The 19,203-nt window shown below is 72.9% G+C and carries 15 protein-coding genes; 12 read left to right on the forward strand and 3 right to left on the reverse strand.

What is annotated here, in order from left to right:
* Nucleotides 1–449 precede the first annotated feature (449 nt).
* The 5 genes from ACFQS2_RS07050 to ACFQS2_RS07070 are packed head-to-tail and all read left to right on the forward strand — an operon-like array spanning nt 450 to nt 10,504.
* Complete coding sequence (locus tag ACFQS2_RS07050) at nt 450–2,765, forward strand: acyltransferase family protein (RefSeq protein ID WP_377793245.1); 2,316 nt, start codon at nt 450–452, stop codon at nt 2,763–2,765.
* 19 nt (nt 2,766–2,784) lie between these two features.
* On the forward strand, nt 2,785–4,824 hold the full coding sequence (locus ACFQS2_RS07055; protein WP_377793153.1) for a DUF6541 family protein: 2,040 nt from the start codon (nt 2,785–2,787) through the stop codon (nt 4,822–4,824).
* Nucleotides 4,825–4,868: 44 nt separating this feature from the next.
* Nucleotides 4,869–6,209, forward strand: coding sequence for a M18 family aminopeptidase (locus tag ACFQS2_RS07060; protein WP_377793155.1), 1,341 nt, complete (start codon nt 4,869–4,871; stop codon nt 6,207–6,209).
* 15 nt (nt 6,210–6,224) lie between these two features.
* Nucleotides 6,225–8,342 carry an acyltransferase family protein gene (locus tag ACFQS2_RS07065; protein WP_377793156.1) on the forward strand — a complete coding sequence of 706 codons (2,118 nt, stop codon included), beginning with the start codon at nt 6,225–6,227 and terminating at the stop codon, nt 8,340–8,342.
* Nucleotides 8,339–10,504: an acyltransferase family protein gene (locus ACFQS2_RS07070; protein WP_377793157.1), complete on the forward strand. Its 2,166-nt coding sequence runs from the start codon at nt 8,339–8,341 to the stop codon at nt 10,502–10,504. Before ACFQS2_RS07065 ends, ACFQS2_RS07070 begins: the two co-directional genes overlap by 4 nt.
* 29 nt (nt 10,505–10,533) lie before the next feature.
* Here the strand turns inward: ACFQS2_RS07070 and ACFQS2_RS07075 are convergent, their stop codons facing one another.
* Nucleotides 10,534–10,800: a hypothetical protein gene (locus tag ACFQS2_RS07075; RefSeq protein ID WP_377793158.1), complete on the reverse strand. Its 267-nt coding sequence runs from the start codon at nt 10,798–10,800 to the stop codon at nt 10,534–10,536.
* Nucleotides 10,801–10,975: 175 nt separating this feature from the next.
* Here ACFQS2_RS07075 and ACFQS2_RS07080 point away from each other — a divergent pair, with 175 nt between their 5' ends.
* From ACFQS2_RS07080 to ACFQS2_RS07095, 4 genes are all read left to right on the forward strand, one after another.
* Nucleotides 10,976–11,788 (forward strand): uroporphyrinogen-III synthase, encoded by an 813-nt coding sequence (locus tag ACFQS2_RS07080; protein WP_377793159.1) that lies wholly within the window; start codon nt 10,976–10,978, stop codon nt 11,786–11,788.
* Between the two features lie 7 nt (nt 11,789–11,795).
* Nucleotides 11,796–12,284, forward strand: coding sequence for a hypothetical protein (locus ACFQS2_RS07085; protein WP_377793160.1), 489 nt, complete (start codon nt 11,796–11,798; stop codon nt 12,282–12,284).
* Between the two features lie 126 nt (nt 12,285–12,410).
* The gene (locus ACFQS2_RS07090) at nt 12,411–12,911 is read left to right on the forward strand and encodes a GNAT family N-acetyltransferase (RefSeq protein WP_377793161.1); all 501 of its coding nucleotides are present in this window, start codon (nt 12,411–12,413) and stop codon (nt 12,909–12,911) included.
* Nucleotides 12,912–12,941: 30 nt separating this feature from the next.
* Nucleotides 12,942–13,559, forward strand: coding sequence for a LysE family translocator (locus ACFQS2_RS07095; RefSeq protein ID WP_377793162.1), 618 nt, complete (start codon nt 12,942–12,944; stop codon nt 13,557–13,559).
* A gap of 15 nt (nt 13,560–13,574) precedes the next feature.
* Here the strand turns inward: ACFQS2_RS07095 and ACFQS2_RS07100 are convergent, their stop codons facing one another.
* Together ACFQS2_RS07100 and ACFQS2_RS07105 are read right to left on the reverse strand one after the other, a co-directional pair.
* Nucleotides 13,575–14,114 (reverse strand): MOSC domain-containing protein, encoded by a 540-nt coding sequence (locus ACFQS2_RS07100; RefSeq protein WP_377793163.1) that lies wholly within the window; start codon nt 14,112–14,114, stop codon nt 13,575–13,577.
* 101 nt (nt 14,115–14,215) lie between these two features.
* Nucleotides 14,216–15,724, reverse strand: a complete 1,509-nt coding sequence (locus ACFQS2_RS07105) for a glutamyl-tRNA reductase (RefSeq protein ID WP_377793164.1) — start codon at nt 15,722–15,724, stop codon at nt 14,216–14,218.
* A 264-nt stretch (nt 15,725–15,988) separates the two neighbouring features.
* Between ACFQS2_RS07105 and hemE the strand changes: the two genes are divergently transcribed.
* From hemE to hemQ, 3 genes are read left to right on the forward strand one after another with little or no spacing between them, the layout of a single operon-like run.
* Complete coding sequence (gene hemE / locus ACFQS2_RS07110; RefSeq protein ID WP_377793246.1) at nt 15,989–17,023, forward strand: uroporphyrinogen decarboxylase; 1,035 nt, start codon at nt 15,989–15,991, stop codon at nt 17,021–17,023.
* A complete protein-coding gene (hemG, locus tag ACFQS2_RS07115) occupies nt 17,020–18,438 on the forward strand; it encodes a protoporphyrinogen oxidase (protein ID WP_377018361.1) in 1,419 nt (472 codons plus the stop codon). The genes hemE and hemG overlap by 4 nt, the downstream gene beginning before the upstream one ends.
* A complete protein-coding gene (gene hemQ / locus ACFQS2_RS07120) occupies nt 18,438–19,184 on the forward strand; it encodes a hydrogen peroxide-dependent heme synthase (protein WP_377018362.1) in 747 nt (248 codons plus the stop codon). The genes hemG and hemQ overlap by 1 nt, the downstream gene beginning before the upstream one ends.
* The last annotated feature ends 19 nt before the right edge of the window (nt 19,185–19,203 follow it).

The following is a 19,203-nucleotide window of genomic DNA, read 5'->3' on the forward strand; positions in this document are numbered from 1 at the left end:
GCACGCTCAGAAGCCGTCGCCGGATCGACTAGTATCCATCCGCAGCGATACGACGCCGGGACGGTCCGGGGCGGCCGGTCGGCACGCCACCGCGGAAGGGGATCACGATCAGCTCGCCCAGCGATCCCCCGACCCCGCGTCGCGGTGGCCGGCGAGCCCGCCCGCTGAGCGAGGAGGAGCTGGCCCGCCAGCGCGCGATCGCCGACGCACTGGCCGCCGAGGCCGCGGCGAAGGAGGCCGCGGCGAACGACGACGGGCACCGGGGAGAGGAGCGGCCCGCCGCAGCCCCGGTCGATGATCTCGAGGACTGGCTCCAGGATCCGGCACCGACGTCGGCAGAGCTCCCGTCGGCGGACGCCGCACCCGCCTCGGACCTGTCGGAGTGGACCACCGGCCCCCTGCCCTCGGAGACCTCCTCGCTGGAGGACTGGCTGCAGGGCCCCATCGAGCTGCACGCCGAGCGGGAGGCGGAGGACGCCTGGTCCACCGCGGGCTCGGTCTCCGGGACCTGGCAGCCCTACGGTCAGAGCGCCCGCTCGCGCACTCAGCAGGCAGGCCCCGCCGGTGCCGCCGCCCCCGCCCCGTCGGACGTCCCCTCGGCCCCGGCCGGCGCCGAGCCCACCCGGACCGGCGGGACCGAAGCCGGAGAACCCACCGAGACCCCGCGCTCGAGGCCCGCTTTCCGCCGCGAGCTGCACGGCCTGCGCGCGGTCGCCCTGGGTCTGGTCGCGATCTACCACATCTGGCTCGGCCGGGTCTCCGGCGGCGTCGACGTCTTCCTGTTCCTCTCGGCCTTCTTCCTCACCGGCACCTTCGTGCGCCGTCTCGAGAGCGGCCGGCCGCTGGCGATCCCGCGCTACTGGCTGCACACCTTCAAACGGCTGATGCCGCCCGCAGCGGTGACGATCCTGCTGACCCTCGGCGGCACCGCCGCCTTCCTGCCCTCCTCGCTGTGGCCGACGGTGATGCAGGAGGCCGTGGCCTCCGCGGCGTACGTGCAGAACGCGCTGCTGGTGTTCCTGCAGGTCGATTACCACGCCCGGGACGCGGGCGGGGCCTCGCCGCTGCAGCACTTCTGGTCCCTCAGCGTCCAGGGGCAGGCGTTCGTGGTGTGGCCGCTGCTGTTCCTGCTCGTGCTGCGCCGGGCACGGCGCGGCAGGCCCGTGCGCCGCCCGCTCGCGGCCGTGCTGCTGCTGATCGGCGCGGCCTCGCTGACCTGGTCGGTCCTGTCCACCCAGTCCCAGCAGCAGATCGCCTACTTCGACACCGCGGCGAGGCTGTGGGAGTTCGCCGCCGGGTCGCTGCTCGCCGTCGCGCTGCCGGCCCTGGATCGTGCCACCGGGGCGACGCGCCCCGAGGACGGGCAGTCCCCGCGCCTGGGCGCCCTGCGCGCGCTGGCCGGCTGGGCGGGCATCGCAGGGCTGCTGGCCGTCGGCCTGGTGCTGGATGTCTCGACCATGTTCCCCGGCTGGATCGCGATCGTGCCGCTGGCCGCGGCGGCCGTCGTGGTGGTCGCCGGGTACTCCGGCCGGCGCTGGGGTGTGGATGCGCTGCTCTCCACACGCCCCGCCGCCTTCGTCGGCGACATCTCCTACGCGCTGTATCTCCTGCACTGGCCGGTGCTGGTGATGTGGCTGCACTACAGCGGTCAGGACCGCGCCGGACTGCTGGACGGGCTCGCGGTCCTCGCCGGCGCGATCCTGCTGGCCTGGCTCGTGACCCGGATGGTCGATGCCCCGGTGCGCCGCTCACGGTGGCTCGAGGCGCGGCCGTGGCGGGCGCTGACCGCGGTCGCCGCCAGCTTCGCGCTGGTGCTCGCGGGCGCGGGCGGCTGGTGGCTGGCGCTGGATCAGGGCCGCAGCCAGGAGCCGACGGCCGCGGCCACCACCGAGGTCCCCGCCGACGAGATCGCCACCGAGGCCCCCGCCGAGATCCTCCCCCACGGCTACCAGCTCGGCTCCCAGTGGCCGGATCTCCCGGAGCCCTGCGCCGGCCCCTGGGAGCCGAGCAGCGAGCACCACAACGTGCGCTGTCAGCAGCTGCTGCCGGCGGACGCTGAGCCGACGGGCACGATCGTGGTGGTCGGCAGTTCGCACTCCCGTCAGTTCATCCCGGCGCTGATCCCCTACGCCCAGGAGCACGATCTGCAGGTCGTGAACCTCTCCATGGACGGCTGTCCGTTCATCGTGGGAGAGCCGCGCGGGGCCTACTGCCGTGGCTACGAGGACTATGCGCTGGCCTACATCGACCGGGTCTCCCCCGACACCGTGCTGACCGCACTGACCCAGACCAGCGCCGAGGAGCAGGAGGTCATGCCTCCTGGGAAGGAAGCGGCCGTGCAGGCGCTGCTGGATCGCGGGATCGACGTGCTCGGGGTCCGCGACACCCCCCGCTGGGAGCACGACCAGTACCAGTGCGCGGAAGAGATCATCGAGGACGGCGGCACCCCGGCCGACGCCGACGAGGCCTGCGGCGCCGACGTCGGGACCAAGCTCGCCCCCGAGAACCCCGCCGCCTCGCTGGCCGAGCTCACGCCCGGGACGGAGGAGCCGAGCGACGGGAGCGAGGGGAGTGACCCGACGGAGCCGGCAGAGGTCATCATGCTCGACTTCACCCCGGAGATCTGCCCCGACGGCCGCTGCCCACCCGTGCTCGGCGAGTCCTACGTGTACATGGACGACAGCCACCTCACGCGGACGTTCGTCGAAGGGGTCCTGGTGGCACCCATGACACGGCAGCTCGAGGAGCAGGCCACCGCACCCTGACCGTGAGAACATATGCGGAATGTGGACCGACGTGATCCCCGGGGTGCTCGTCGCCGCCGCGCTGTTCGTGATCCCGGGAGCGGCGGTGCTGCTGTGCTGCCGCGCCGCCGTGCCGACCGCGCTGGTGGGAGCGCCGGCGGTCTCACTCGGGGTGATCGCCCTCTCGGCGCTGGCAGCAGGAGCCCTCGACGCGTTCTGGCACGTGACGTGGGTCGTCGGCGCCACGCTCGTCTGCGCGGCGGCGTGCGCGCTGTGGTTCTGGGCGACGCCGTGGGGACGCCGTACCCCGACCTGGTCGATCCTGCCCGGGACCGCCGCGCTGCAGTACTTGGGCGGCCAGGTCATCGCCTCGGTGTTCATGGTGCCGCTGTACTTGAGCGTGTTCGTCGAGCCGAGCACGATCGCCCAGCGCTTCGACAACGCCTTCCACCTCAACGCGATCGAGGCGATCCAGCGCACCGGGGAGGCGACCCCGTTCGCGACCGGCGCACTGCTGCGCGGCTCGATCTACCCCAATGGCTGGCACACTGCCGCCGCGCTGGTCCAGGACCTCAGCGGCCTCGACCTGGCCCCGGCCGTGCATTCCCTCGCCCTCATCACGGTGCTCGCGGCGTGGCCGATGAGCATGTGGCTGCTGCTCGAGGTGCTGGTGCGGCCTTCTCCCGCGGTCCGGCTGCTGTGCGGCCCGCTGCTGCTCGCCTTCCCCGGGTTCCCACTGGTGCTGATCGATTGGGGACTGGTCTACCCCACCATCCTCGGTCTCGCCGTCGTCCCTGCGCTCTCCGCCGCCCTGCTCCACATGGTGCTGCGGCGCACGCTGCTCACGGCGCCCGTCCAGACCTGCCTGATCGTGGTCCTGTCCGGGATCGGTGCAGGCATGGCCCACCCCGGTGGCACCCTGGCAGGGCTGATCCTGGTGCTGCCCATTCCCGCTGTGCTCCTGGCGCGCCACCTGGAGACGATGCTGCGGGCTCCGCGCGACGAGGTCGACGCCGGGGCACGTCATCTCGACCCGTCCCGGGACCGCGGGGCGAGGACGCGCGTCGATGTGGTCTGGGCCGTGCTGCTCGGCGCCGTCTGCGCGGCGATCGTCCTGCTGTGGCTGACGCTCACCCCCTCGACCGCGACCGCTCCCTGGGATCCGTTCCAGTCGAGCCCGCAGGCGATCGGGGAGGCCTTGGTCGGCGGCGCGATGGGACGGCCGACGCTTCTCGTGGTGTCCCTCCTGTGCGGGATCGGGCTCGTCGGTGCGCTGGTCAGCAGGGCGCGCGGCGGCCGGGATCGGCTGGTGATGCTGGCCCTGATCGGCCCCGCCGCCGTGTACTGGGCCTCCTCGGCCTCCACGGACGACTTCTGGCGCGATCTGCTCTCCGGCTACCTCTATCGCGACAACTTCCGCACGGCCGCCGCGCTCACTCTGGCGGCGGTGCCCGTGGCAGCGATGGGGCTGGAGATCCTGGCCCGCGGGGTCCGACGCGCCGTGGACGGCCTTGCCGGGGATTCCGGGCGCGGCCCGGCTCGAGTGCTCTCCTCCACCGCGGCCGCCGTGATCGTCGGTCTCCTCGGCTCGACGGCCCTGGCATGGCACGTCTCCGCGAACGAGCAGGTCCGCGCGCAGTTCGACCACGCCTCGGACGCGTATCGCACGTGGGAGACCTCCGATCTGGTCTCCGAGGACGAGTTCCGCATGTTCGAGGAGCTGCCGGATCATGTCGAGGAGGACGGGTACGTCATCGCCGATCCCTGGGAGGGGGGCGGCCTGGTCTACGCCTTCGCCGACCGCGATGTGAGCCGGTTGTACATGACGGTGCGCCGGACCCCGGAGGAGAAGTACCTCGATGCGAACTTCGAGGACGTCGCCACGGATCCGAGGGTCTGCGAGGCGCTGCCGGAGGACCGGCCGCTGTACTACCTCGACCTCGATGACCACCGGCTGGGCAGGGACGATCCCGCCGTGTCCGGCTATCTCGGCTACCAGGACATCACCGAGGACACCCCGGGCTTCGATCTCGTGCACGCCGTCGGCGAGGTGCGCCTCTACGAAGTCGACGCCTGCTGATCCTGAGTCCACGAGGATCCTCCGCTCGATGGTTCAATGAACGAATGACCTCCTCCTCCCTCTCCTCCGTCGCCCCGTCCCGGCCCGCCCGCGCCGCCGCCCTCGACCTCGGGGAGTTCGTCACCGCCTCCCCGTCGAGCTACCACGCCGCGGCGGAGTCGGCCCGCCGGCTCGAAGCGGGGGGCTTCACCCGCCTGGAGGAGACGGCCGCCTGGAGCGCCGAGGACGTGATCGGCGACCGCTACGTCATCCGTGACGGCTCGATCATCGCGTGGTCCGCGGCCGACGGCACCGACGTCGACACCCCGTGGCGGATCGTCGGCTCCCACACCGATTCCCCCGCGCTGAAGCTGAAGCCGGACCCGCAGCTGGGTGCCGAGCGTCTGGCCCAGGCCGGCGTGGAGGTCTACGGCGGCCCGCTGCTGAACTCGTGGCTGGACCGGGAGCTGCGACTGGCCGGGCGACTCGCCCTGGCCGACGGCTCCACCGTGCTCGTGCAGACCTCGCCCATCCTGCGGATCCCGCAGCTGGCGGTGCACCTGGACCGCGCCGTGAACACCGACGGGCTCCGGCTCGACCCCCAGCGGCACATGCAGCCGATCCTCGGCCTGGGCCCGCTGAACGTGCTCGACGTGCTGCTCCAGCACGCACGGGCCGACGGCCATCGGCTCCACCTCGAGGACATCGTCGGCTTCGACGTGGTCACCGTGGACGCCCAGCCGCCCGCCCTCTTCGGCGCCCGCGAGGAGTTCCTCGCCTCGGCGAGGCTGGACAATCTCACCTCCGTGCACGCCGAGACGGAGGCCCTGCTCACCACCGCCCGGGAGCATCGGGGGTTCGCTGCGGACCACGAGGCGCCGATCGCGCTGATGGTCGCCAACGACCACGAGGAGGTCGGCTCCGCCAGCCGCTCCGGCGCCGCCGGCCCCTTCCTCGAGGACGTGCTGGTGCGCATGCACGCCGCCATCGGCGGGGACGAGGCCTCCCGTCGTCGCGCCTTCGCCTCCTCCATGGTGCTCTCGGCCGATGCCGGCCACGCCGCCCACCCCAACTACCCCGAGCGCCACGACCCCGTCTCCCGCCCGCGCCTGGGTGAGGGTCCGATCCTGAAGATCAATGCCCAGCAGCGGTACGCGACCGACGGCGTCGGCATCGCCGCCTTCGCCGCCGCCTGCTCGCACGCGGGGATCCCGTACCAGCAGTTCGTCTCGAACAACGCCATGCCGTGCGGCTCGACGATCGGCCCGATCACGGCCACCCGGCTGGGCATGACCACCATCGACGTGGGCATCACCCTGCTGTCCATGCACTCCGCGAGGGAGATGTGCGCGAGCACCGACCCGCTGCTGCTGCAGCAGGCGTGCGCCGCGTTCCTGCGCGGCTGAGACCGCCCCTGCCCGATGACTGCACCCGCGATCACCAGCGCCTCCCGGGAGGCTCCCGCCGCCACCCACGCCGGCCGCTTCCGCCCGGAGCTGCACGGACTGCGCGGCCTCGCGATCGGGCTCGTCGTCCTCTACCACGTGTTCTTCGACCGGGTCTCCGGCGGGGTGGACGTGTTCCTCTTCCTCTCCGCGTTCCTGCTGGTGGGCACGTTCCTGCGCAAGGTGGACCGCGGTGAGCCCGCGCGCCCGGCGGCGTACTGGGCGCGCACGTTCAAGCGTCTGCTGCCGCCGACGGCGGTGGTCTCCCTGGCCACGCTCGGCGGCGTGTACCTCCTCCTGCCGCCGGAGCGCTGGATGCCGGCGCTCACCGACGCGATCGGTTCGCTGCTGCACGTGGAGAACTGGGTGCTGGTCCAGCGCGGGGTGGACTACTACGCGGCCGACGACTCCGGCAGCTCGCCCTTCCAGCACTTCTGGTCCCTGTCGATCCAGGGCCAGGTGTTCCTGCTGTGGCCGCTGCTGATCGCCGCGGCCGTGCTGGTCGCGCGCCGGCTGGGCCGCTCGCCGCGGACCGTGCTCGCCGTCGTGTTCTCCCTCGTGCTGGTGGCCTCCTTCGCCTGGTCGGTGCATTCCACGGCGACCCAGCAGGAGGTCGCCTACTTCGATACCGCGGCGCGCCTGTGGGAGTTCGCCGCGGGGTCCCTGCTGGGACTCGCCCTGCCGCAATGGGAGCAGTGGCGGGCACGACGCACGGCACGCAGGTCCCACCGGGCCGGGGGCCCGGCGCCGGAGCGCACCGCGGTGTGGGTGCTCGCCGGCTGGGTCGGGATCATCGCGCTGGTCGCCTGCGGCCTGCTGGTCGACGTGCAGGGGGCGTTCCCGGGCTGGATCGCCGCCTGGCCGCTGGCCGCCGCCGGGCTGGTCCTGGTCTCCGGAACCACCGGGCACCGGTTCGGCGTGGACCGCGTGCTCTCGACCCGGCCCGCCGCGTGGCTGGGAGACGTCTCCTACGGCCTCTACCTGGTGCACTGGCCGCTGCTGGCGCTGTACCTGGCGACGACCGGAAAGCCCCGCGCCGGGATCGCCGACGGGCTCGCGCTGATCCTCGCCTCGCTGCTGCTGGCCTGGCTGCTGACCCGTCTGGTCGACGCCCCGATCCGGCGCTGGCCCTGGGCCGGCGCTCGGCCGTGGCGCGCCGGGCTGGTCGCCGCGACCTGCCTGGTCCTCGGCCTCGCCCCGGTGGCCGGCGCGCAGCAGTACCTGCTGGGCCAGCAGCGCGAGGCGGAGGCCCGGGCCGTGGCGGACAATCCCGGTGCGCGGGTTCTCGAGCCCGACTACACCCCGCATCCCGATGCGGACCCCGATGCCGAGGTTCTGCCCACGGCCGCCCTGGCGAGCAAGGACTGGGTCAGCGGTGAGGAGAAGTGCACCGGCGATCTGGCCCCTGCCGCCGGGGAGGCGGAGCAGCTCGATGCCGCCTGCCGCGTGGTCCCCGGTGATCCCGGCGAGCCCGTGCTCGTCTCCGTCGGGGACTCCCGGATGGAGCAGTTCTCCGCCTCCCTCATCGCGCTCGCCCAGAAGCACGGGTGGACGGTGGTGACGCTCTGGAAGGGCGGGTGCACCTACGCCCCCTACACCTCCCTCTCCGCCGAGTGCGACGCCTTCGGGGACGCCGCCCACGAGTACCTCCTGCGCACGCAGCCCGAGGCAGTCGCCGCGGCCACCACCGCCTACGGCCGCGACGGCAGCGAGAGCGTGCTCGAGGGCACCGATCGAGCCGTCTCGGAGCTCACCGGTGCGGGCAGCGCCGTGATCGCGGTGCGCGCCCTGCCGCGGCTGGAGGTCGACCCGGCGGCGTGCGTCGCCGAGCACGGCGCCGATGCCTCCGAGTGCGCTCGCCCGCTGCCCGCACCGCTGGCCGAGGACCGTCCGGACGCCGCCCTCCTGGAGGCGGCCGGCGAGGAGGTCCACGCCGTGGATCCGAACCCGCTGGTCTGTCCCGAGCAGGTATGCACCCCGGTGGTCGGCAACGTGCTGGTCTCCCTGGACCGCGACCACCTCACGGGCACCTACGCGGAGTCCATGCAGACCGGCATCGACGCCCAGCTGCGGGACGCGGGCTTCTCCTGGTGAGCGCACGAGAGCCGTCCCTGCCGCCCCGCCACCTGGCGCGGGGTCGCCGTCGTGCCACCGCGGCCGCGGCGCCGGCCGCAGCACCGCCGCCGCCCACCGGCGGTCACCGCCCGGAGCTGCACGGGCTGCGCGGCCTCGCCATCGCCCTGGTGGTGCTCTACCACGTCTTCTTCGACCGGGTCTCCGGGGGCGTGGACGTCTTCCTGTTCATCTCGGCCTTCTTCCTGACCGGCACGTTCATGCGGCGCCTGGAGTCGGGGCGGCCGACGGCGCCGCTGGCCTACTGGGCGCGCACCTTCAAGCGGCTGCTGCCGCCGGCCGCGGTGGTGATCCTGGCGACCCTTGCCGCGGTGCGGCTGTTCCTGCCGGCGAGCACCTGGATGCCGGCGATCAACGACGCGATCGCCTCGATCCTGCAGGTCGAGAACTGGCTGCTGATCCACCGCGGCACGGATTACGAGGCCGCTGCGACCGTGGCCACTTCCCCGCTGCAGCACTTCTGGTCACTGTCCATCCAGGGACAGGTGTTCCTGCTGTGGCCGGTGCTGTTCGCCCTGTGCGCCGTGCTCGCCCGTGCTCTGCACCGCTCTCCGCGCACGGTGGTGACCGTCCTGTTCGGGGCCATCGCGCTGGGGTCGTTCGCGTGGTCGCTGTATTCGACCGCCGTCCAGCAGCCCACGGCGTACTTCGACACCACCGCCCGCCTGTGGGAGTTCGCGGCCGGAGCGCTGCTCGCCCTGCTGCCCGCGGCCCGGGGCACAGGGAGCCTCGCCTCCGACCGGCCCACCCCCGCCGGCCGGCGCCGGCCTGCCCGGCTGTCCGTCCCCGCCCGGGTGGCGCTGGGCTGGGCCGGCCTGGCGGTGCTGATCTCCACCGGAGCCCTGATCGACGGCCGCTCGATGTTCCCGGGGTGGATCGCCGCCGTTCCCCTGCTCGGGGCGTCCGGCGTGTTCCTGGCGGGCGTCAGCGGCTCCCGGTTCGGGGCGGACCGCGTGCTGACCTCCCCTCCTTTCCGATTCCTCGGCGACGTCAGCTACGGGCTCTACCTCATCCACTGGCCCATCCTCGCGATCACCCTCGCGGCCACCGGGCGGGAGCACGCCGGATTCGTGGTCGGTCCCACCATCATCGCGGCCAGCCTGATCCTCGCCTACGGCCTGACCCGGCTGGTGGACTCGCCGATCCGAGGCTGGCGGTGGGCGAACCTCAGCCCGCTGCGCTCCGGCGGGATCGCCGTGACGGTGCTGGTGCTGGGCCTCGCGCCCAGCGTCGGCGCCCACGTCGCGCTCGAGCGCGCCGCGGATGAGGCCGAGCGACGCGCCGTGGCCGACAACCCCGGCGGGAGGGTGCTCGAGCCCGGCTACGAGCAGCATCCCGACGCCGACCCCGACGCGGCTCCCCTGCCGTCGGCCGCGACGCTGAAGCAGGACTGGGAGCACCTGGAAGAAGGATGCTCGGGGCGGTTCGCCCCGGCGGACGACGCGGTCGCGGAGAGCTGCCGGATGACCGCCGGCCCCGAGGACGGCCCGGTGATCGTGGCGGTCGGCAACTCGCGGCTCGCCCAGCATGCGGTCTCGCTCTCGGAGCCCGCGCGCGAGAACGGGTGGCGCCTGATCATCCTGCGCCGGCCCAGCTGCATCTTCACCCCGGGCATCGAGTCCTACAAGGGTCCCGACTGCGATGCGTACAACCTCGCCGCGATGGACTACATCCGCGAGCTCCAGCCGGAGGCGGTCGCCGTCGCCACCACGACCGTCCCGCACGAGGGCCCCGAGGTCGTCACCCCGGTGGTCGAGGACACCGTGCCGCAGCTGCTGGACGAGGGCTTCGACGTGATCGCCCTGCGCGATGGGGCGCGACTGGAGGAGGATCCCGTGGCGTGCCTGGAGGCCGGTGGCAGCGAGGAGGAGTGCACCCAGCAGCTCGATCCCGCCGAGATGCCGCCGGAGCGACCCGATGCCGCGCTGCTCGAGGAGCTCTCCACTCGCGGCGATCTCTACCCGGTGGACGTCCAGCCGCTGATGTGTCCCGAGGGCAGCTGCCCTCCGCTGATCGGGAACATGCACGTGATGTTCGATGAGGACCACGCCACGGCGACCTACATGGCATCGCTCGGCGGTTCGGTCGACGCGCAGCTGCAGGAGGCCGGTTTCACCTGGTGACCGGATCGACCGGCGCACGGCGGGTCGGGTCAGCCGCGCTGCGCGATCTCCTCGATCACGCTCGCCGCCCGACGCGCCCGCGCCACGGTCTCATGGTCCGGGCCGTGGACCCGCCTGGTGTCCTTGAAGAGCTGGTCGACCTGGTAGAGCGCGTCCTCGAGCTGCCCGGCCTCCGCGGTGGCCTCGGCCAGCTCGGCGCGCAGCTCGATCGCCTCCGGGCTGAGGGGGTCGCCGGATTCGAGCAGCTCGAGCAGGCGGAGAGTGGCGTCGTGGACGCGCTGCTGCGGTGTGCTCATTGGGACTCCTCGTGGGGCGTGGTCGGGCGCGGCACGATCCTACGGCGCTGTCCCGTAGTCGGGCACGACGCCCGTCGGCCACCGCACGGCCCGTCAGCCCCCGCACGGCCCGTCGGGCAGAATGAGTCCGTGCCGGTCGTGAGTCCGCACCGGTCCCGTGACGCTGGAGGAATGCATGAACGACGCGACCACTCTGCCCGTGCTGGTTCCGGCTCCCGCCGGCAGCGCCACCGAGCTGATCGCGCGTCTGCGGGAGATGGGTCTGAGCGTCGACCACTCCCCGTTCCTCGAGCTGCGCGCCCAACGCGACACCGACACCCGCCGCGCCGTCGAAGCCCTGGCTGCGGGCCGCTTCGCGCACCTGGTGGTCGACAGCCGCCGCGCCGCGGAGGTCCTCGCCTCCTACGACGGCTCCACTGACTCCTCCGGCTCCGCTGACTCCTCCGGCTCCGCTGACTCCGCTGATTCCCGTCACGAGGTCACCTTCGCCGTCCCCGAGGGCGTCGCGGTGACCGCCGTCGGCCAGGAGACCGCCACGGCCCTGCGCGAGCTGGGCGTGATCGCAGCCCGGGTCACCGCCGACTCCGACGCGGCGATCGCCCGCGACCTTCCGGAGGCGTCCACGGCCGGCGAGTCCCTGCTGCTGGTGTGCGGCGCCGCGACCGACGCGTCGGTGCGCCCCGCTCTCGAGGCGAAGGGCTATACGGTGACCCAGGCCACCGCGTACCGGCCCCGCAGCGTGAGCCTGGACGCACAGCTGGTCCGGGACCTGCGGCTGCGCGGCTACGGCGCACTCGCCCTGACCACGCCGATGCTGGCCTCGCTCGCCGGTCACCTGGGCATCCACCGGGACATTCGCGTGCTCACGCGCGATGCCGCGGTCACCGCGGCGGCCGAGGCTCGGGGACTGGTGGTCCACGGCGAGGCGACGGAGCCCACCGAGGCGAGCCTCGCCGAGGCCGTGCGGCGGGCTCTGGCAGTAGTCTGATCACGACATGGAGATCAATCCTTACGAGTCGCGTCTGCGCATGCTGCAGCAGTTCGACGGCGTGCAGATGCAGCGCGAGGCGACTCCCGACGAGGAGACCGCCGGCTGCCCGGGATGTCCGTACTTCTGGACCTGCCCGGTACCCCACCGCGGCGAAGAGGTGAAGGCTCCGGCCCAGATCGAGCTCGAGGACGTGCGGGACTCGCTGGGCCCGCGCACGGAGTACCGGCCGCGCGACGAGTCCGACGTCGGCTGGACCGACACGTGGGTCGACGAGAACGGCCACCGGATCGAGGACGAGGCGCTGGCCAGCATCGAGCTCGCCGAGGACCACGTCGAGACGACCGACCTCGAGGACGACCCCGCCGAGCTCGCTGACGTCGCCCTGGGCGAGGACGGCGCAGACGACGACGCCGGTGCGGACGCGGCCGACACGGCCCGCCCCGAGCCCTCACCCCGCCGCTTCCGCTGGAATCCCTTCCGCCGCCGACGCTGATCCGGCCTCCTGTGACCATTGAGCTGTCCTCATCGAGGCCAGCCCACCGAAAGCTCACACGCGATGTCGCGATGCAGAGCGTCGGGAGCCGGCCGCAGCCGACAGTGGTGTTGCTAACGTTGAGGCGTGCTTCCCTCACCCACACCGCGGCTCCGGTTCCGCCGGATGAGGAGTGAGGATCTGGACGACATGGCGGCCCTCCTCGGGGACCCCGTCGTGATGCACTACTACCCCGCGCCCAAGTCTCGGGGTGAGGCTCTCGCGTGGATCGAATGGAACCGACGGAACTACGCAGACCATGGTCACGGCCTCTGGGTGATCGAGACGGTGGACGGCGGGTTCGTCGGCGACTGCGGACTCACGTGGCAGCGCGTGAACGGCGAGCAGAAGCTCGAAGTGGGGTACCACGTTCGCAGTGGCCTCCACGGTCTCGGCTACGCCACCGAAGCCGCAGCCGCCTGCCGCGATGTCGCCCGAGACAGCACTGACACTGCCGAGCTGGTCGCGATAGTCCACCCTGACAATCGTGCCTCGCAGCGAGTGGCGGAGAAGATCGGGATGAAGCGCGTCGACGACGACCACGGTGACCCGCTTCCTGCTCGGCACGTGTTCAGTATGAGGCTGTGAACCCAGGATCGGACGTCGTAGGGTTCACAGATGATCGAGTGGCACGTCTTCCTGCCGGCGGCCGTGGCGATGGCGTCGATCCCTGGCGCCAACCAGGTGCTCGGACTGCGCAACGCCGCCGTCGTCGGCGCCCGGTACGCCGCGGCAGGAGTGGCCGGCCGCTTCGCCGCCTTCGCCGTGCTGGCCCTGCTCGTCGTCGTGGGGCTCGGCGCGGTTCTCGCGCGGTCGGCGGTCGCCTTCGAGGTCCTGCGCTGGGCGGGCGTCGTCTATCTGGTCTGGCTCGGCGTGAGCACCATCAGGAACGCCGGGGCGGGAGAGCGACACCCCGACCTCCGACGTGAGGAGCGCGGCGCCGTGGCGGCGCGGAGGGAGTTCATCACAGCACTGACCAACCCCAAGGCGCTCCTGCTGTTCGCGTCCTTCCTCCCTCAGTTCATGCCGACGTCTGCTCCCGCGTCGCTGCTTCTCGTCCTCGCCGCGGTCTACATCGGGGTGGAGGCGCTGGCGGCTGCCGCCTACATCGCGGCCGGGTCCGCCATGCGCCGACCGTCCGGCGAGCTGCGACGTCCTCGTCGCCGCCTCGATCAGGTCGCCGGGGCCTCGTTCCTCGGATTCGGCGCGTACCTCGCCACCTCGCACCGTCCCTGAGCGGGAACTCCTCGACTACACACCGGCGAGCCGGCGGTGAGGCTCGGCAGGCAGCTCGACTCTGATCCCCTCGCCGGGGCGGACCGTGCCGCCGCAGGCCACGACGCCCATGACTCCCGCGAGCTTGTGCACCTGGCCCGACTCGTTCTTGCGGACCACCTGCTTGAGCAGTCCCGGCTGGAAGGCGTCGATCTGCCAGCATGGATTCCGCAAGCCGGTGACCTCGATGCTCGCCTCCGCGACGTGCAGACGGGTCCCGACGGGCAGACTGAGCAGATCGATGCCTGCGGTGGTGATGTTCTCGCCCAGCTGCCCCGGGGCGACGTGGTGCCCCTCGGCGGCGAGCTGCTCGAGGAGCTCTCCGTGGAGGAGATGCACCTGCCGCAGATTCGGCTGGTCCGGGTCACGGGCGACCCTGCTGCGGTGCTTGACGGTCCGTCCCGAATGCGCATCCCCCGCGACGCCGACACCTTCGAGGAGCTGGATCTCGGGAACCGGGGTCTTGCTGAACGTGTGTGCCGCGCTGAGGTGGACTGACTCGACCGTCGGACTCATGCGGCCACGATCGCAGCACGGAGCCTGCCGGGACAGAGACGGTCAGGGACAGAGACTGGTCCGGGGCGCCGGCAGGAGCTGCATTCGCTCCGGAGCGCACCTCAGCTCGAGGCGGCAGTCCCCTTGTGCTGCTCACGCATGGCCAGGCGAGCGATCGTGGCGTCGGACACGGTGTGGGGACCGGTGCTGCCGGCCGGCGCCGAACCGGTGGCTGCAGTCGGTGCCCCGCCCCTCGGCACGCCCGCGCTCGCGAGGGTGTCGGCGTCCGTCAGCGTCGGCGGGACGGTGCGGTCCACGCGCATCCAGCCGGCCGGCATCACGTCGTCCTCCGCGCTCTCGTCGGCGTCGGCCGGTTCCCGTGCGGAGGAGATGTCGATGCCGAAGATGGTGTGGAAGGCCTCGACGTAGGCGTCGGCGAAGCCGGTCTCGGCGAGGTGGCGGGCGCGCTCGGCGGGCTGATGCATGACCTTGGCGAGGATCTTGCGGACGCTGCGCTCGAGCTGGTCCGCGGTCTCGCCGGAGACCTCGCGGCGCAGGCGATCGACCTCGTCGTCGGCGGCCTCGGAGACCTCACGGCGCAGGGCCGCCATCGCCGGGTCGATGCGGCGCACCTGCTGCTGGGTGCGAAAGGCCTCGACGTTCTCCTCGACGATCTGGCGGGCGGTGACCAGCGCAGGGTCGTCGCTCGCCTCCACGCCCACCGCGAGATCGGACAGGCCGAGCACGGTGACGCCCTTGAGGTGCGGCACCAGAGGGTGCAGGTCGGAGTGCAGGGCCAGGTCCAGCACGACGGTGCGGCCGGCGGCCAGGAACTGCTCGGGGAACAGCGAGGTGCCGCGGCCGGAGGCGGCCAGCACGAGGTCCGCCTCGCGCAGCGCGCGGTCGATCCCGTCGGCCGGGACCATGACCGCCCCGTGGCGCTCGGCGAACCCGGTCTCGCGGCCGGAGGGCGAGTACACCTGCAGATCCCCCACGCCCCGGCGCGCGAGCTCGGCCAGGCCCAGACGCGCGTAGGCGCCGGTGCCGACGATCAGCACCGTCCGCCCCTCGAAGCCGCCCAGCTCGACGCCGGCGCGGTCCAGCGCGACCGCCGCCCCGGAGCGGCCGGCGGCGCCGACCGGAGCCTGGGTGGCGACCTGCTTGGCGCAGCGGAAGGCGTGCTGGAACAGGTCGTGGAGCATCGAGGTGGTGCGCCCGGCGCGGCGCGCGGTCTCGAAGGACTGGCGCACCTGGCCGGTGATCTCCGCCTCGCCGACCACCAGGGAGCGCAGCCCGGAGGCGACCTCGTAGAGGTGCCGCGGCACCGGGGTGTCCATCGCGGCGTCGAAGCAGAGGGTGACCACCTCGCGGTCCAGCCCGCTGGTGCGGGCGACGGCGTCGATGACGAGGTCCACGCCCTCGTGGAAGCGGTCGGTGTCGAGGTAGACCTCGAGGCGGTTGCAGGTGCTCACGGCCACGTGGCCGGAGATGACGGGGGCGGCGCCGACGGCCTCGGCCCGCTCGGCCTGCAGCTGGTCGATCACCGCGGGAAGGGTCTCTGCACCACGGGTGAGGGCGTCCAGCACATCGAGGTCGAGGTGCTCGTGGGTGGCGCGGAGAGCAGCGAGCATGCAGCCAGTCTAGGCCTGCTCCGGGGCGTGCACGACGCTCCCGGGAATGATGTGCACAATAGTTGCGTCATGACACAGAACAGCACGTCAGAGCCCACTTTTGCCGACAGCGCGTCAGATACCTCGCCGGGCGCGTCAGAAACCGGGAACACCGCAGGCAGCGACGCTGTTGTTCCCCCCGATCGCTCCCCTCTCACGCCCGCTGCGGCGCTCGAAGAGCTGCCGTCGCGGCACCCTGCCCGCCGCCCGGTGGCCGACGGCGGTGTGGCCGACGCCGCCCTGCTGCGCGAGCTCAGAGGTGAGCGAGGCGACACCCACCCCAGCGTGTGGTTCATGCGACAGGCCGGCCGCTCCCTGCCCGAGTACCGGGCTCTGCGCGAGGGCACCACGATGCTCGATGCCTGCGTGCGCCCCGACATGGCTGCCGAGATCACCGTCCAGCCCGTGCGGCGCCACGGGGTCGATGCCGGCGTGTTCTTCTCCGACATCGTCGTGCCCGCGCGGCTCGCGGGGCTGGGCGTGGAGATCCGGCCCGGCGTCGGCCCCGTCTTCGACCACCCGATCCGCACCGAGGCCGACGTCGACGCGCTGCCGGATCTCGGGGACGCCTACGAGGCGGCGCTGGAGCCGATCCGCGAGGCGGTGCGCCTGACCGTCGCCGAGCTGGGCACCACGCCGCTGATCGGCTTCGCCGGCGCCCCGTTCACCGTGGCCAGCTACATGGTCGAGGGCGGCCCCAGCCGCGACCACCTGCGCACCCGCGCCCTGATGCGCGGCCGGCCCGAGGTGTGGGCGAAGCTCGCCGCGTGGGTCGCCGAGCTCTCGGGCCGCTTCCTGCGCGCCCAGGTCCTCGCCGGCGCCTCCGCCGTCCAGCTGTTCGACTCGTGGGTGGGGGCGCTCGGAGCCGACATGTACCGCACCCATGTCCAGGAGCACTCGGCCGCGGCCCTCGCCCGCATCGCCGACCTGCCGGTGCCGCGCATCCACTTCGGCGTCGGCGCCTCGCATCTGCTCACGCCCATGCTCGAGGCGGGGGCGAGCGTGATGGGCGTCGATCACCGTCTGCGCCTGGACGAGGCGCTCGAGATCCTCCCGCCCGGCACGCCCGTCCAGGGCAACATCGATCCCGCCGTGCTGTTCACCTCCGAGCAGGCCCGCTTCGCCGAGGCCCGCGCCGTGCTCGCGGCCGGCTCCGGCGCCAGCGGACACGTCGTCAACCTCGGCCACGGCGTCCCCCCGGGCGCGGACCCGCAGGTGCTCACCGACCTGGTCAGCTTCCTGCACGAGCAGCGGCCATGAGCGGATCCACCCTCGTCGTCGGCGGCGGCCTCGCAGGGCTGCTCGCCGCCGTGCGGCACCAGCGCGCCGGACGCCGGGTGGTGCTGGTCGAGGCCGCGGACACCGTCGGCGGGGCGATCGCCGCCACCGAGGTCGCCGGCGTCCCCCTCAGCGCCGGCGCGGAGGCGTACTCGACCGGCTCCGGCGCGGTCGACGACCTGGTCGGCGAGCTCGGGCTGGCCGAGCAGGTCGTGGCCCCGAGGGAGGGGCTCGGCAGTCGCGTGGTCTCCGACGCCGGGGTCCACCGGGCCCCGGCCACCGCCCTGCTCGGCATCCCGGCCCGGCCCCTGGCGGCCGACGTCCGTGCCGTGCTCGGCCTCGCCGGGTCCCTGCGCGCGAGCCTCGAGCGTCTCCTGCCCGCCTCCTACGGCAACCGGCCCGGGGCCACCGTGGCCACACTGGTGCGCAAGCGGCTGGGACCCAGAGTGCTCGAGCGGCTGGTCGCCCCCGTCGTCGGCGGGGTGCATTCGGCCGATCCGGCCACCCTCGAGTTCGCCGCCGCGTCCCCTCAGCTCGCGGCGGGCCTCGTGCGGCACGGCTCCCTGACCCGCGCCGTCGCCCGCCTGCGCGGCGGGTCCACGCAGAGCGCCGGCACCCGCGTGCACTCCCTGACGCCGACCATGGCCGTCCTGCCCGAGGCTCTGCGCGAGCGGATCCTCGCCGCCGGAGGCTTCCTGCGCACCGGTGTCGAGGTCTCGGCGCTCGAGCGCACCGCCACCACCTGGACCGTGCGCACCTCCCGCGGGGAGAGCCTCGAGGCGGACCACCTCGTCCTCGCCTGCCCGCCGGACACCGCCCGTCAGCTGCTGGCCGGTGCCGCCCCCGAGATCGCCGACGCCATTCCGCAGGCCCCGTCGGCCGCGGTCCGACTGGTCGCCCTGGTGCTGGATGCGCCGGTCCTGGACGGCTTCCCCTCCGGGACCGGCGCACTGGTCGCGCCCGGCACGGCCGGGATCCGCGCGAAGGCCCTGACCCACGCGACCGCCAAGTGGGAGCATGTGCGCGCCCTCGCCCGAGAGGCCCTGCCGTCGGCCGCCTCCCCGCACGTGGTGCGGCTCTCCTACGGGCGGCCCGGCGAGCAGCTCCCGGATCTGGAGACCATCGTGGATCTGGCCCTGGCCGACGCCTCCCGGATCCTCGGCGCTCCCCTGACCCGGGAGCAGCTGCTGGGCTCACGTGTGATCGACTGGGACCGTGCCATGCGGCAGTCCCTGCCCGGCCACCGTGCCGCCCTCGATGCACTCCCCGATCTGCTCGCGGCCCTCGCGGACGGGCCCACCCTCGAACTCGTCGGCTCCTGGCGGGCCGGCACCGGCATCGACGCGATCGTGCGTGCCGACTCCTCCGCCTCCTCTGCACCGGAAGGACACTCCTGATGACCGAGACCCACCACCCCGCGCCCGCCACGGCGCCCGCCGATCCGTCCGACCCCGCCCAGGTCACCCGGTACACGAGCTACACGGTCTTCCGTCGGCTCGCCGGGCTCACCGAGGACGGCGAGGTCACCGCCGAGCAGATCACCGCGGCCCTGGGCGAGACCGTCCAGCTCATGGAATCCGCCCACGAGAGCGGCGTGGAGATCCTGGGCTTCTACGACGCCTCCGGCTTCCGCGCCGAGGACGACCTCCTGCTGTGGATGGCGGCCGACCGGCCCGAGGCGCTGCAGGCCGCGCTGCGCGAGTTCGAGACCTCCCTGCCGGGGACCTGGCTGAACCGCGAGTGGGCGTCCGTCGGCGTCCACCGCCAGGCCGAGTTCGCCCGCGCCCACGTCCCCTCCTTCATGGTCCCCAGCGCCGAGCGCAAGCAGTGGATCAGCGTCTACCCCTTCGTCCGCAGCTACGAGTGGTACCTGCTGGAGGATGACAAGCGCCGCGAGATGCTCATCGAGCACGGCAAGCTCGGCCGCGACTTTCCGCAGGTGGGTGCCAACACCGTCGCCGCCTTCGCGCTCGGCGACTACGAGTGGCTGCTCTCCTTCGAGGCCGACGACCTCCACGACCTGGTCGACATGATGCGCCACCTGCGCTATTCCGAGGCCCGCCTGCACGTGCGCAATGAGCTGCCCTTCCACACCGGTCGCCGCCTCGCAGCGCTCGAGGACGTCGCCGCCCTGCTGGCCTGAATCCCCCAGATCCGCTCCA

Origin of the sequence: Brachybacterium sp. GCM10030267 (genome assembly GCF_042666875.1) — a bacterium.
Lineage (GTDB): Bacteria > Actinomycetota > Actinomycetes > Actinomycetales > Dermabacteraceae > Brachybacterium.